This window comes from Streptomyces sp. NPDC053432 (genome assembly GCF_055585365.1).
In genome coordinates this window covers 44130-57696 of record NZ_JBVJKF010000022.1, presented here as the reverse complement: position 1 = coordinate 57696, position 13567 = coordinate 44130, and the positions used below count along the sequence as shown (strand labels likewise).

Annotated in this window: 13 protein-coding genes; 5 read left to right on the top strand and 8 right to left on the bottom strand. The window is 72.9% G+C overall.

What is annotated here, in order from left to right:
• Window positions 1-171 precede the first annotated feature (171 nt).
• Both ACZ6Y1_RS29550 and ACZ6Y1_RS29545 read right to left on the bottom strand, forming a co-directional pair.
• The gene (locus ACZ6Y1_RS29550; RefSeq protein WP_469636542.1) at window positions 172-795 is read right to left on the bottom strand and encodes a response regulator; all 624 of its coding nucleotides are present in this window, start codon (window positions 793-795) and stop codon (window positions 172-174) included.
• Window positions 792-2033 carry a sensor histidine kinase gene (locus ACZ6Y1_RS29545; RefSeq protein ID WP_469636538.1) on the bottom strand — a complete coding sequence of 414 codons (1242 nt, stop codon included), beginning with the start codon at window positions 2031-2033 and terminating at the stop codon, window positions 792-794. The genes ACZ6Y1_RS29550 and ACZ6Y1_RS29545 overlap by 4 nt, the downstream gene beginning before the upstream one ends.
• A gap of 425 nt (window positions 2034-2458) precedes the next feature.
• On the opposite strand from ACZ6Y1_RS29545, the gene ACZ6Y1_RS29540 reads away from it, so the two are divergent.
• Both ACZ6Y1_RS29540 and ACZ6Y1_RS29535 read left to right on the top strand, forming a co-directional pair.
• The gene (locus ACZ6Y1_RS29540) at window positions 2459-3016 is read left to right on the top strand and encodes a GlcG/HbpS family heme-binding protein (RefSeq protein ID WP_469636533.1); all 558 of its coding nucleotides are present in this window, start codon (window positions 2459-2461) and stop codon (window positions 3014-3016) included.
• A gap of 79 nt (window positions 3017-3095) precedes the next feature.
• A complete protein-coding gene (locus ACZ6Y1_RS29535) occupies window positions 3096-4496 on the top strand; it encodes a M1 family metallopeptidase (protein ID WP_469636798.1) in 1401 nt (466 codons plus the stop codon).
• 52 nt (window positions 4497-4548) lie between these two features.
• On the opposite strand, the gene ACZ6Y1_RS29530 is transcribed toward ACZ6Y1_RS29535, so the two are convergent.
• Both ACZ6Y1_RS29530 and ACZ6Y1_RS29525 read right to left on the bottom strand, forming a co-directional pair.
• Window positions 4549-5064: a GNAT family N-acetyltransferase gene (locus ACZ6Y1_RS29530; protein ID WP_469636530.1), complete on the bottom strand. Its 516-nt coding sequence runs from the start codon at window positions 5062-5064 to the stop codon at window positions 4549-4551.
• Between the two features lie 100 nt (window positions 5065-5164).
• Window positions 5165-5740: a TerD family protein gene (locus ACZ6Y1_RS29525; protein WP_469636528.1), complete on the bottom strand. Its 576-nt coding sequence runs from the start codon at window positions 5738-5740 to the stop codon at window positions 5165-5167.
• Between the two features lie 157 nt (window positions 5741-5897).
• On the opposite strand from ACZ6Y1_RS29525, the gene arfB reads away from it, so the two are divergent.
• Window positions 5898-6323, top strand: coding sequence for an alternative ribosome rescue aminoacyl-tRNA hydrolase ArfB (gene arfB, locus ACZ6Y1_RS29520; protein ID WP_469636524.1), 426 nt, complete (start codon window positions 5898-5900; stop codon window positions 6321-6323).
• 276 nt (window positions 6324-6599) lie between these two features.
• On the opposite strand, the gene ACZ6Y1_RS29515 is transcribed toward arfB, so the two are convergent.
• A complete protein-coding gene (locus ACZ6Y1_RS29515; protein WP_469636521.1) occupies window positions 6600-7169 on the bottom strand; it encodes a flavin reductase family protein in 570 nt (189 codons plus the stop codon).
• A 299-nt stretch (window positions 7170-7468) separates the two neighbouring features.
• Here ACZ6Y1_RS29515 and cdgB point away from each other — a divergent pair, with 299 nt between their 5' ends.
• Complete coding sequence (gene cdgB, locus ACZ6Y1_RS29510; RefSeq protein ID WP_469636518.1) at window positions 7469-9196, top strand: diguanylate cyclase CdgB; 1728 nt, start codon at window positions 7469-7471, stop codon at window positions 9194-9196.
• Window positions 9197-9264: 68 nt separating this feature from the next.
• Window positions 9265-10287 (top strand): CBM35 domain-containing protein, encoded by a 1023-nt coding sequence (locus tag ACZ6Y1_RS29505; protein ID WP_469636515.1) that lies wholly within the window; start codon window positions 9265-9267, stop codon window positions 10285-10287.
• 4 nt (window positions 10288-10291) lie between these two features.
• Here the strand turns inward: ACZ6Y1_RS29505 and ACZ6Y1_RS29500 are convergent, their stop codons facing one another.
• From ACZ6Y1_RS29500 to ACZ6Y1_RS29490, 3 genes are all read right to left on the bottom strand, one after another.
• On the bottom strand, window positions 10292-11215 hold the full coding sequence (locus ACZ6Y1_RS29500) for a 1-phosphofructokinase family hexose kinase (RefSeq protein ID WP_469636512.1): 924 nt from the start codon (window positions 11213-11215) through the stop codon (window positions 10292-10294).
• A 102-nt stretch (window positions 11216-11317) separates the two neighbouring features.
• Entirely contained in the window at window positions 11318-12481 is a 1164-nt protein-coding gene (gene nagA / locus ACZ6Y1_RS29495) for an N-acetylglucosamine-6-phosphate deacetylase (protein ID WP_469636509.1), read from the bottom strand.
• Window positions 12481-13413: an ROK family protein gene (locus ACZ6Y1_RS29490; protein ID WP_469636795.1), complete on the bottom strand. Its 933-nt coding sequence runs from the start codon at window positions 13411-13413 to the stop codon at window positions 12481-12483. The genes nagA and ACZ6Y1_RS29490 overlap by 1 nt, the downstream gene beginning before the upstream one ends.
• Between the last annotated feature and the right edge of the window lie 154 nt (window positions 13414-13567).

Here is a 13567-nt window from a genome sequence, read left to right as displayed (position 1 = left end):
TACCCGATGGTGTCACGGGTCCGGGGCGGGGCCGACCGCCGGTGAGGTGCGGGGCGGGCCGGTCCGGCCGCCGGACGGGGTTCGTGGCGGTGTTTCCGAGGTCTGTGGGGTGCCCCGGTCTCCGAGTGCGTTCACGAGCTCACGAGCTCACGAGCTCACGAGCTCACGAGCTCACGAGGAGAGAAGGCGTTGTTCCTTGGCGACCGAGACCGCGCCCGCGCGGGTGTCGACGCCGAGCTTGTCGTAGATGCGGCCCAGGTGCGTCTTGACCGTGGCCTCGCTGATGAAGAGCGCGCGGGCGATCTCGCGGTTGCTCAGGCCGCGGGCGAGCTGGCCCAGGATGTCCAGTTCGCGGTCGGTGAGGGTGGGGCGGCTGCCGCGCATGTGGGCCATGACGCGGCTGGCGACCGGTGCGGAGAGCGTGGTGCGGCCCTGGGCCGCGGAGTGGATGGCGGCGAAGAGTTCCTCCGGGCGTTCCGCCTTCAGGAGGTAGCCGGTCGCGCCCGCGCCGATCGCGCGGGTGATGTCCGCGTCCGTGTCGTACGTGGTCAGGACCAGGACGTGCGGCGGGTTGGGGGCGGCGGTGATGCGGCGGGTGGCCTCGACGCCGTCGATGCCCTCGCCGAGCTGGAGGTCCATGAGGACCACGTCGGGCCTGAGCTTGGCGGCCAGGGCGACGGCCTCCTCGCCGCTGCCCGCCTCGCCGAGGACTTCGATGTCCGGTTCGCTGCCGAGGAGGGCGAGGAGTCCGGCGCGGACGACGACGTGGTCGTCGCAGAGGAGGATCGTTGTCATCCCGTGGGCTCCAGGGGGACGGACGCGGAGAGGACGGTGCCCTCGCCCGGCGTGGATTCGATGGTGAGGGTGCCCCCCAGCTGGCGGACGCGGGCCCGCATGGCGGGCAGGCCGTGGCCGCGTTGCGGGGTGGTGGTCGTGGCGGCTGCGGCGCCGGCGGACGGACCCGGTTCGGCGAAGCCGTGGCCGTCGTCGGCGACGTCCAGGACGACCTGGTCGCCGAGATAGGTGAGCGTCAGGGCGGCGGTACGGGCGCCGGAGTGTTCGCGGATGTTGGCGAGGGCCCCTTGCGCTATGCGCAGCAGGGCGGACTGGACGCGGTCGGGGAGGGGGGCCGGGGTGCCTTCGAGGTGGAAGCGGACCTCGATGTCCGGGCCGGCGTCCAGGGCGCGCAGGGCGTCGGCGAGGCCGGCGCCGTCGGCGAGCTCGGAGGGGGCCAGGTCGTGGACGAGCCGGCGTGCCTCGGCGAGGCCGTGTGCGGCGATCCCGGTGGCGGTACGGACGTGCGCGCGGGCGGTGGCCGGGTCGGTGTCCCAGGTGCGGTCGGCGGCCTGGAGCAGCATCTGCTGGCTGGAGAGGTTCTGGGCGAGGGTGTCGTGGATCTCCATGGAGAGGCGCTGGCGCTCGGCGAGGGTGCCTTCGCGGCGCTCGGTGGCGGCCAGCTCCCGGCGGGTGCGGATCAGGTCGTCGATGAGGGCGCGCTGGGCCTGGGTCTGGCGTTCCATGTGGACGAAGACGGCGGTGGCGAGGGCGGCGACGGCGGGCGGGGCCAGGAGGAGGTTGGGGTCGAAGGCCTTGGCGAGCTGGAGCTGCGCGATGACGACGAGGGTGGTGAGGAGGGCGACGAGGATGATCGCGGCGCGTGAGGGGAGAGTGCGCAGGGCGGTGAAGAAGAGGGGTACGGCGCACCAGGCGAAGCTCGGCGCGAGGACGACCAGGACCACCCAGGTGGTGACGACGAGGCCGAGCCAGACGAGGCGGCGGGGGGTGGGGGCGGTGTCCCGGCTGCCGAGGGCGGGGCCGAGGACGGGGCCGAGGACGTAGAGCAGGGCCAGGGTGATGCTGAGGGCGATGATCCACGGGGTGCGGGGGTCGCCGGGGTGGCGGAGGAGGAAGCGGGCCAGGGAGGCGCCGAGGAGCAGGAAGAAGGCGGTGTGCGCGACCGTGGCCAGGGTGCGGGTGTCCGGGTTGCGGGCGGGGGTCACGGGGTGCTCCTGGGTTGGGGGCCTGTGTTCCATTGTCGGGTCCGGAAGGGGGCGGTGGGGGTGCGGCTCGGGGGGCGGGGCTCGGCGCCTCAGGCGCCGGTGGGGCGGGGCCGGTGCGGCGCCGTTGCCGGGGGCGCTGCCCCCGGACCCCCACGCCTCAAACGCCGGCGGGGCTGGGGGTGGCCCCCAGGCGCAGGAGGGGCTGGGTGGGGGTGGGTCCGGCCAGCCAATACCGCCGCGGAGCGGGTTCGCATCAGCCGATCGGTTGACCCTGGGGTCAGCCGGTGCGGTGGGCGGGGGCAGCCGGTACGGGGACGGGGTGGCGGGGGGTTCGGGCCCAGGCTTGGAGCAGGGAAGGAGCCGGGCCGCACAGCACCGCGGATCCGCTCGCCGACCGCCCTCTTGCCGTCACGTCACCACGTCACCGCGTCATCGCGGCACCGCACTCAGGAGTAGAGATGAACACCCGCACCCGCGTTCTCACCGGTACCGCTCTCGCCATCGCCCTGGGCGCCGGGACCTTCGGTGCCGTCAGCGCCAGTGCCACCCCCGCCCCGCAGTCCGCCCCGGCCGCCGCCGCGAAGAAGAAGGACGACGGCGACGACAAGAACTTCACCACCACCACGCACCTCACCATCGACGCCGCCACCCGCGCGGCCCAGGCGTCCCTGAAGGCCGCGCAGTCCGAGAACCAGAAGGTGACGGTCGCGGTGGTGGACCGCAACGGCAACACCATCGTCACCCTGCGAGGCGACGGCGCCGGCCCGCAGTCCTACGAGTCGGCGCAGCGCAAGGCCTTCACGGCCGTGTCCTGGAACGCCCCGACCTCGGTGCTCGCGGGCCGTCTCGCCCAGGCCCCGAACCTGAAGGACATCCCCGGCACCCTCTTCCTCGGCGGCGGCGTCCCGGTCCAGGCGAGCGGCGCCCCGGTCGCCGGTATCGGCGTGGCCGGCGCCCCGAGCGGCGACCTGGACGAGAAGTTCGCCAAGGCCGGCGTCGACGCCCTCTCGAAGTAGCCGAGACGTAGTACACGGCGTACTGCGAGAAGTAGGACAAGTCGGTCTGATGCTTAGGATCGGGCGTGTGGAACATCGCATGCTCACCCGCCTCGCCGCCCCTGCCGTCGCAGCCCTGATCGCCCTCACCGCGGGGTGTACGGGCGGCACGGTGCAGGGGCGGCCGGGTGCGTCCGGGCTGCGGGACCCGTACTTCCCCAAGGCCGGCAACGGCGGCTACCAGGTCGACCACTACGCGCTGGACCTGGACTACGACCCCGCCGACGGCCGGCTGCAGGGCACGGCCGTCATCACGGCCCGCGCGGAGCAGGGGCTCAGCGCCTTCAACCTCGATCTCAGCGGGCTGGAGGTCGAGGGCGTGACCGTGCAGGGCGAGCGGGCCCGCCACAACCGGGCGGGCAACGAGCTGACGGTGCGGCCCGCCGAGGACCTGAAGAAGGGCGAGCTCTTCCGGGTCGAGGTCGACTACGGCGGCAGGCCGAAGACGATCGTGGACCCGGGTGGCGCCAAGGAGGGGTGGATCTCCACCGAGCGCGGTGCCGTCGGCGTCGGAGAGCCGGTCGGGTCGATGGCCTGGTTCCCCGGCAACCACCACCCGAGTGACAAGGCCACCTACGACATCACGATCTCCGTCCCGCACGGCTACGAAGCGGTGTCGAACGGGGAGTTGCGTTCCCGCACCGACACCGGTGACGGGCGGACCGAGTTCGCGTGGCACAGCCCCGAGCCGATGTCGAGCTATCTGGCGACCGCGGTCGTGGGTCCGTACGAGGTCACGACGGGGAAGACGCCGTCGGGTGTTCCCGTCTACAACGCGGTGGCGCCGGGGGAGGCGGCCGCGAGCGCGGTCCCCCTCTCCCGTCTGCCGGAAATGGTGGAGTGGGGCAGTGGCCGGTTCGGACCGTACCCCTTCACCACGACGGGGGCGATCGTGCTGCCGAAGGGGACTCTGACCTACGCGCTGGAGACCCAGACCAAACCCGTCTTCTCCGGCGCGCCCGTGGAGGAGGACCTCGTGGTGCACGAGCTGGCCCACCAGTGGTTCGGGAACTCGGTGTCGCCGAAGTCCTGGAAGGACATGTGGCTCAACGAGGGCTTCGCGACCTACGCGGAGTGGCTGTGGGCCGAAGAGCACGGCGGCCCCAAGGCCGAGGAGTACTTCCGGGCCTTCCTGGCCGGCGACACGGACGTCCACGCCGATGCCGACTCCGACTGGGCCGCCTTCCCGCCCGCCGCCCCGCCCACGCCCGAGGACATCTCGGGGTACCCGGTGTACTACCGGGGTGCGATGGTGCTGCACCGGATCCGGCAGGAGGTCGGCGACGCGAAATTCTCCGACCTGGTGCGGGGTTGGGTGGCCGACCACCGGCACGGGAACGCGAGCACGTCCGACTTCACCGCGTACGCCGAGAAGCGGACGGGGCACGACCTGAAGAAGGTCTGGGACGTCTGGCTGTACGGCGAGGGCCGGCCTCGGTAGGCCCCATCGGGCTCACCGGACCGGCCGGCCCCACCGGACCCGCCGGGTCCGGTCAGAGGGGTTTGCGCATCACTGTGCAGGCGCGGCCCAGTTCGCGGTCCCTGCTCCGGCGCAGGGCGGTGTAGCCGCGGGAGTGCCAGAAGGCGGCGGCCTTGGGGTTGTTGTCGAGTACGGCGATCCGGACGCCTTCGCGTCCGGCGGCGCGGAAGCGGTCCTCGACGAGGTCGGCCACGGCCCGGCCGAAGCCCTCGCGGTGCGCGGTGGCGTCGATGAGCAGCAGGCCGATCCACGGGTCCGGGTCCCCGGAGGCCGGGTCGGGGTGGTGGGCGAGGGTGGCCGCGAGTCCGACGAGCCGGCCGGCGGAGCGGGCGAGGAGCACCTCGGCGCCGTCGTGGGCGAGTTCGTCGGCGAGGGCGGCGGCGACCTGGTCGACGGTGATGCGGTGCGGATCGGGGAAGTCGCCGCTGAGCTCGAAGAAGGCGTGGTTCGTCGCGTAGAGGGCGGCGATCTCGGTGAGGGCGGGTCCGGGCAGTGCGCCGTCGACGGTGACGAGCGGTTGGAGGATCACCTGCCGAACCGTAGCGAAGCCGCGGCGGGGAAGCTGCGGCGGGGAAGCCGCGGCGAAGCCCCCTCCCCGGACGGCCGGGAGGGGGCTTCGCGGGCGGCGATCAGACGTTGACGCCGAAGTCCTGCGCGATGCCGGTGAGGCCGGAGGCGTAGCCCTGGCCGACCGCGCGGAACTTCCACTCGGCGCCGTTGCGGTAGAGCTCGCCGAAGACCATGGCGGTCTCGGTGGCCGCGTCCTCGGAGAGGTCGTAGCGGGCGATCTCGGAGCCGCCGGCCTGGTTCACGACGCGGATGTACGCGTTGCGGACCTGGCCGAAGTTCTGGCTGCGGCTCTCGGCGTCGTAGATGGAGACCGGGAAGACGATCTTGTCCACGTCGGCCGGGAGGCCGGCGAGGTTGACGTTGATGGCCTCGTCGTCGCCCGCGCCCTCGCCGGTGCGGTTGTCACCGGTGTGGACGATGGTCTGGTCCGGGGTGGAGCGGTTGTTGAAGAAGACGAAGTGGGCGTCGGAGACCACCTTGCCGGTCTGGTTCACCGCGATCGCCGAGGCGTCGAGGTCGAAGTCCACGCCGGTGGTCGTGCGGACGTCCCAGCCCAGGCCGACCGTGACGGCAGCGAGGCCCGGGGCCTCCTTGGTGAGCGAGACGTTGCCGCCCTTGGACAGGCTGACAGCCATGGATGTCCCTTTCCTCTTCCTGATCCGGCCTGCACGCGCATCGCGTGCAGGCCGCCAAATTACCGCTGACCCCTATAACGCGACGAGGGGGCGGGCGGGTTCCCGCGTGGCGTTAAATGCGGGTGACGGGGTGGCGGCGGGCGCGGATCATAGGGGTATGCCTGGTCCCTATGTCATCCGCGGTTCGGTCGCGCTCCCCGAGGGGGAGCTCGCCTGGCGGTTCTCGCGTTCCTCCGGGCCGGGCGGTCAGCACGTCAACACCTCCGACTCGCGCGTGGAGCTCCTGTTCGACCTGGGCGCGACGAAGGCGCTGCCCGAGGTGTGGAAGGAGCGCGCGCTGGAGCGGCTCGCCTCGCGGCTGGTCGACGGGGTGGTGACCGTACGGGCCTCCGAGCACCGGTCGCAGCTGCGGAACCGGGAGATGGCGCTGGTGCGGATGGCTTCGCTGCTGGCGGAGGCGACTGCGCCGCCGCCGAAGCCGCGGCGGGCTACGAAGATTCCTCGCGGGATCAACGAGCGGCGGCTGCGGGAGAAGAAGGCGCGGGCCGAGACCAAGCGGGGGCGGGCGGGGCGGGACTGGTAGCCCCTGGCGGGCCGGCCCCCGGGGCTCCGCCCCGGACCCCGCGCCTCAAACGCCGGCGGGGCTGGGTTCGGCGGGTGTGGTCGTGCCGGTGCGGCTCGAGGACGGGGCTCCGCCCGGCCCCCGCGCCAGGCGTCGGCGGGGCTGGGTCGGCCCGCGTCGCAAGCGCCGCCGGGGCTGGGTCGGCCCGCGTCGCAAGCGCCGCCGGGGCTGGTTCGGCCCGCGCCGCAAGCGTCGGCGGGGCTGGGGTGTGGCCACGGCGGGGCGGGCGGGAGCGGGCTACTGGGTGAGGTGGCGGTAGCGGCCTCGGAAGTAGGTCAGGGGGGACGAGTCCGGTTTGGGGAGGGCGGCCGTCAGGACCCGGCCGATGACCAGGGTGTGGTCGCCCGCCTCCACGCGGTTCTCCGTGCGGCACTCCAGCGTGGCCAGCGCGCCCGTCAGCAGCGGGGCGCCCGAGGCCTCGCCGCGGACGTACGGGACGTCCGCGAACAGCAGCCGGTCGCTGATCCGGCCCTTCATCGCGAACCGGCCCGCCACCTGGAGCTGGTGGTCCGCGAGGACCGAGACGGCCCACAGCGGCTGCTCCGCCAGCAGGTCGTCCATCCGGGAGCCCTCGCGCAGGCTCACCAGCACCAGGGGCGGGTCCAGGGACACGGACATGAAGGCGGTGGCCGTCATGCCGACGTCCTCGCCGCGCGGGCCGTCCGCCGTCAGGGGGGTCTCGTGCGCGGTGATCAGGCACACGCCCGCCGCCAGCCGGGACATCGCGGCCCGGAACTCGTCGTTGCTCACCCTCTCAGCATGGGGGCTTCTTCGGGAAAGGGCGGGTACGGGGGTCGTCTTGGGCACGTTCGAACGCTAATCTCGCGTCCTCGTCCCCACATCGGGCCCCGGTCCGAGGCGTGGCCCCGTCTCCAGGCCTAGGCCGCGGCGTATGTTTGCTCCCGGGAAGGGTCGGGAGCGCTCTCAGTCCCCCCGTTCTCCACACGCTTTAATGGTCATCTCATGTGACTTGAGTCACAGAGGGCAAGATTTGTTGACCCTGTGTACCTGCCGCACAGCTCACTGTGATTCAGTGGACGGGACACCGCAACGAAACGCCGATGACAAACCTGGAGTTGCTGTCGAGGTCTCGGGGAGAGCGAGCAATGGAGACCGAGTCGGAGCCGTACGTCCGTCTTGCGACCCTGCGGCAGCTGCACCGGGTGGTGGCCGATCTCAACACGGCCAGGAGCCTGGCGGACACTCTGCAGACCGTCGTGGACGGCATCGTCGTGGGCCTCGGCTACGAACTCGCCTGCGTCAACCTCGTACGCCCCGACGGTGATCTCGTCGTCGCCGCCTTCGCCGGAGACCCTTCCGCCGAAGCCCTCATCACCGGCCGCGTGGGCTCCCGTCCCTCCTGGGAACGCCGCCTGACGATGGGTGAGAACTGGGACGGACTCCGCTTCATCCCGCACACCGAGGGCTGGATCCTCCTGGAGGACGACGTCCCCCAGTGGCACACCGACGGCCCCGAACCGCGCTTCGAGGACGAGTGGCACCCCGAGGACCGGCTTTACGCGCCGATGTACGCGTCCGGCGGGGAACTCCTCGGCGTCATCTCGGTGGACCGGCCCCGCAACGGCCGCCGTCCGGGAGCCTGGGGCCGCGAGGCGCTCCAGATGTACGCCTTCCAGGCGGCGATCGCGATCAGCAACGCCAGGCTCCGGGCGAACATGCAGCGGGCCCTGGTGCGGCTGGAACGTGAACAGCAGGCGCTGAGGGCCAGCGAAGAGTCGTTCCGGCAGGCCTTCGAGTACGCGCCCAGCGGCATGGCCATCGCCGAGATGGGCGGCGACCAGCACGGCCGGCTGCTACGCACCAACGACGCGCTCTGTCGCCTCCTCGGCCGGCCCGCCTCCGTGCTGCGCCGCTACTCCTTCTCCGATCTGGTCCACCCCGAGGACATCGGGACCCTGCTGCGCACCTCCGCCGAGGGCGGCCGCGCCGAACTGCGCCTGGGCCGCCGCGACGGCACGTACGTGTGGGTCTCGCTGCGCAACTCCGTGGTCGCCGACGCCGCCGACGGGCCGCGTTTCCTGCTCACCCACGTCGAGGACATCGAGGAGCGCAAGCGGCACGAGCTCCAGCTCGCGCACCGCGCCAGCCACGACTCGCTGACCGGCCTGCCCAACAGCGCCGAGCTGCGCGCCCGGCTCGGCGCGCGACTGTGCCGAAGGCCACAGTCCGTACGTGCCAGCGCGATCGAGGCCCTGGACGCGGCCTACGACGGGCACGAGGTGCGGGGCCAGGCGGGGGGTGGTGCGGGCGAGCACGGCTTTCAGCCCGACCCGCGGCCCGATTTCCGCCCCGACCCCGCCGACGGCCTGCCCGGGGCCGACCCCTTCGAGTTCCCCGGGGCGCTGGCCGCCCCGGACGGCCCGTACGACCACCACGTGCACACGGTGGCGCCCGCGACCGACATCGACGACGGGACCAAGGGGCTCGCGGTGCTCTTCTGCGACCTCGACGGCTTCAAGTCGATCAACGACCGGTTCGGGCACCACACGGGCGACGCGGTCCTGATCGAGGTGGCCCGCAGGCTGACGACGGGCGTCAGGGACGGTGACACCGTCGCCCGGCTGGGTGGTGACGAGTTCGTCGTCCTCGCGGACGGACTCGGCGCCGCGGACGCCGCCGACCTCGCGGTCCGGCTGCGCAACGCGATCATCCCGCCGATCCGGGTGGACGGCCGCGCGGTGCGTGTCGGGGCCAGTTTCGGAATCGGCTGGGCCAGCTGCGGGATGTCCGCGGAGGAGGTGCTGCGGTCGGCGGACCAGCGCATGTACATCGAGAAGAGGTCGCGCTCAAAGGCGCACCGCAGGGCGGGCTGAGGCGATCTGGCGCCCGTGGGTGCACCTGTTCGGGGTAGGCTCCCGGGGGTCGAAAGGAGTGACCTGCGATGACGACGCCCGCGAACAACGGACCGCACGGTGGGGCGAACAAGCCCGAGGACGACGATCCGTTCGGCTATCTCTACGCGGACGGCCAGGCCGCCGGAGCCACCCCGCCCGGTCAGGCCGGCGGATACGGCTACCCGGGACCCGCGGGTGGTCCTTCCGGCGTGCAGCCGGGTGTTCCCCGTACGTCGCACCACCAGGTGCGGACGGTCGGCGAGCGCAGGAACGCGGGCGCGCAGCGCGGTCACGTGCCCGCGCAGCAGCAGCCCGGTTACCAGGCGCAGTACCAGGCCCCGGAGGCGCTCCAGGCGGGCGGCTACGGCGTTCCGCCGCAGCAGCAGCCCCCGCAGCACCAGACGCAGACGATCTCGCACTCCGGCGGTCACGGCGGTCACGGCGGCGGTGGCTCCAGCCGCCGCGGGCTGCTGATCGCGGCCGTCGCCGTGGTCGCCACCGTCGTGATCGGCATCAGCGCGGCCGTGATCTTCTCGCCGAAGGACAAGGACAAGAACGGGAAGAACGACGCGAACGGCGGCCAGCAGTCGGCGGCCCCGCAGACCCCGTCGAGTGCGCCCGCGACGGGCTCGCAGTCGCCGGAAGCCCCGCTGCCGAAGGCGGACTTCGCCGGCGCCGGCATGTCCCTCACGGGCGGTGCGCGTCTGAACAGCGCCGTTCCGGGCGCCAAGAGCGCCGGTGGCCAGTACGTGGACGGCCTGAGCGCGGTCGGCGCCGCGGCGACGTGGACGCTGGACGTGCCCAAGGCGGGCAAGTACAAGCTGAAGATGACCTACGGGGTGCCGGGCAAGGACGCCAAGACCACGCTGACCATCAACGGCGACGCGCAGGACCGGCTGATCAACATGGCCAACTTCTCGAAGGCCGCCGAGGGCGACTGGGCCAAGGGCTGGACCAACACGTACTCGCTGGTCGACCTCAAGAAGGGTCAGAACGTCATCAAGATCTCGTGCGAGGCCGGCAACCAGTGCGACGTCCTCCTGGACCAGCTGTGGCTGGAGCAGGGCTGATCGCCTAGCACGCCTCTGTGACCTTCACCGACCCCCGTACCTCCTCGTAGGTGCGGGGGTCGAACTCTCCCGCCACCGGGGCGAGCACCGTGGCCGCCGACAGGGCCACCGCGCGGGTCAGGCGCTCCGGCCAGTCCAGGCCCTCCACCAGCGCGGACAGCAGCCCGGCGACCACGGAGTCGCCGGCGCCGGTGGGATTGCCGGCCAGCGCCCGGGGCGGGGTCGCCTGCCAGGTGCCGCCGGCGGTGGTGGCCAGCAGTCCGTCCGGGCCCAGCGAGGTGACCACCGCGTGCGCGCCCCGGCGGCGGGCGTCGCGGGCGGCGGGCAGCGGGTCGCGGGAGCCGGTGAGTTCGGCCAGCTCGGCGGCGTTCGGCTTGATGATCTCCGGGCGGGCGGCGATCCCGCGCCGCAGGGCCTCCCCGCTGGTGTCCAGGAGGACCGGCACCCCTGCCGCGCGGGCCTGGCGCACGAGCACCGCGTACGCGCCCACGGGGACGCCCGGCGGGAGGCTGCCGCACAGGGCGACCGCCCGGGCGCCGGCCAGCAGGTCCTCGTACCGGGCCAGGAACCGCGCCCACTCCGCCGGAGCGACCTGCGGGCCGGGCTCGTTGAACTGGGTCGTGTCGCCGGAGGCCTCGTCGACCACGGCCACGGTGCGGCGGCTGGTGCCGGCGCACGGCACGAGCGCGTCGGTCACGCCGGGAGCCGCGGCCGCCAGCAACTCCCGTACGACGGAGCCCACCGGGCCGCCCGCGAAGCCCGTGGCGGTCACCTCCCGGCCGAGCGCGGCCAGCACCCGGGCGACGTTGAGCCCTTTGCCGCCTGGGCGTTCGGTGACGGCCGTGACGCGGTGCGAGGCGTGCGGCAGCACCCGCGGGACGCGATAGGTCACATCGAGCGCGGTGTTGAGCGTCACGGTCAGGATCATGTGGGCACCCCCGGGTCTGTTGCTGCCGGGATCATGCCAAACAGAAGGCGGCCGGCCCAGCTCTCGGGGCCGACCGCCTTCCTCCGTACAGCCGCTTGGCCGTCAGGACGCCGCGCAGGACACTGGACTGACGACCCATTCGCCGCGCCGCATGACCCCCTTGAGGTCGAAGGACGCGTCCAGCACGACGAGGTCCGCGTACTTGCCGGGTTCCAGCGATCCGATCTCGTCGTACAGGCCGAGCAGCTTGGCGGGGTTGGCGGAGATCGCCTGCACCACGGACTCGACCGGCAGCTTGTCGAGGGTCACGGAGCGCTTGAACGCGGTGTCCAGGGTCAGGGTGGAGCCGGCGATGGAGCCGCCCTCCACGAGCCGTGCCACGCCCTCCTTGACCTCGACCTCCAGCGGGCCCAGGTGGTAGGTGCCGTCGCCGAAGCCCGCGGCGTCCATGGCGTCGGTGATGAGCGCCACCCGGTGCGCGCCCGCGTGGTGGAAGGCCAGCTCCAGCATGGCCGGGTGGAGGTGGACGCCGTCGTTGATCAGCTCGATGGTGACCCGCTCGTCCTCCAGCAGCGCGGCGATGGGGCCGGGTGCGCGGTGTTCCATGCCGGGCATGGCGTTGTACAGGTGCGTCGCGACGGTCGCGCCCGCGTCGATGGCCTGGCGGGTCTGCTCGTACGTGGAGTCCGTGTGGCCGATCGCGGCGATGACCCCGTGCTCGGCGAGCAGCCGTACGGAGTCCAGTCCGCCCGGCAGTTCGGTGGCGAGGGTGAACATGCGGGCCGTGCCGTGCGCGGCGTCGACGAGCTTGCGGACCTCGGCCGGGTCGGGGTCGCGCAGCAGTTCCTCCTTGTGCGCGCCCTTGCGGCAGGCGTTGATGAACGGGCCCTCGAAGTGGACGCCCGCGATCTCGCCCTGCTGGGTGAGCTCGGCGAGCAGTCCCGCGCGCCGGGCCAGCTCGTCGAGCTCCCCGGTGACGGTGGAGGCGACCAGGGTGGTCGTGCCGTGCTCGCGGTGGGTCGTGACGCCCTGGAGGACCTCTTCGGCGGTGCCGGAGGTGAAGGAGGCGCCGCCGCCGCCGTGGTTGTGCATGTCCACGAAGCCGGGGACGATCCAGTGCCCGGACAGGTCGACGACCTGCGTGTCCTCGTGCGCGCTCCCGGCGATCCGGTCGCCCTCGACGATGACGCGGCCGCCCGCCACGATGCCGGTGGGCAGCACCACCCTGGCGCCGGAAAGGACTGTGCTGCGTGCGCTTCCGGACATCAGGCCGGTACCTCCGTGGCGAGTAGGTCCCAGGCGAGCAGCCCTGCGCCCAGGCATCCGGCGGTGTCCCCGAGGGCCGCCGGGACGATGTGGGGCAGCCGCTGGAACGTCACGCGTTCCTCGACGGCCGTCCGTAGTGGTGTGAACAACGTTTCCCCCGCCTCGGCGAGGCCGCCACCGATGATCAGCGTGCGCGGGTCCAGCAGGGTGATCGCGGTGACCAGCCCGTCGGCGAGCGCGCCGACGGCACCGTGCCACACCGTGCGGGCGCGCTCGTCGCCGGACTCGACTGCCTTGGCGCAGTCCGCCGCGTCGGCGTCGGGGTCGCCGGAGGCTGCCGCCCAGGCGCGGCTGACCGCGGCGGCCGAGGCGAGGGTCTCCAGGCAGCCGTGCTGGCCGCAGCCGCACGCGGGGCCGCCGGGGCGCACCACGATGTGGCCGATCTCGCCCGCGTAGCCGTGGGCGCCGGCCTCGATGCGGCCGGCGATGCCGATGGCCCCGGCGATGCCGGTGCCGAGGGGTACGAAGAGGAAGCGGTCGGCGCCCCGGCCGGCGCCGATGCGGCCTTCCGCGAGTCCGCCCGTGCGGACGTCGTGGCCGAGGGCGACGGGGATCCCGCCGAGGCGCCGGCCGAGCAGCTCGCGCATCGGCACGTCGCGCCAGCCCAGGTTCGCCGCGTAGACGGCGATTCCGTTCTCGGCGTCGACGATGCCGGGCACGGCGACCCCGGCGGCCGAGGCGGGCTCTGCGAAGCGCTCCCGGCCGGTGGCGAGGAGCTCGGCGGCGAAGTCCTGGATCGTCTCGACGACGGCGTCGGGGCCCCGCTCGCGGCCGGTGGCGCGGCGGGCCTCGTGCAGCAGCGTGCCGTCGGCGGCGACCAGGGCGGCCTTCATCCCGGTGCCGCCCACATCGAGGGCGATGACGTGTTTCACGGGTTTCACAGGGACAGTCTCGCGTGCTCGGCGGGGAAAGGTCTAGTCCAGTGGGAGGGATTGTTGAGCGGCCATACAAATCCGGGACCGGGGTGGGGGTGGGTGTGAGGGGGCCGCCAAAGTGGTGTAGACCTTATGGGGATCGTACGTACGA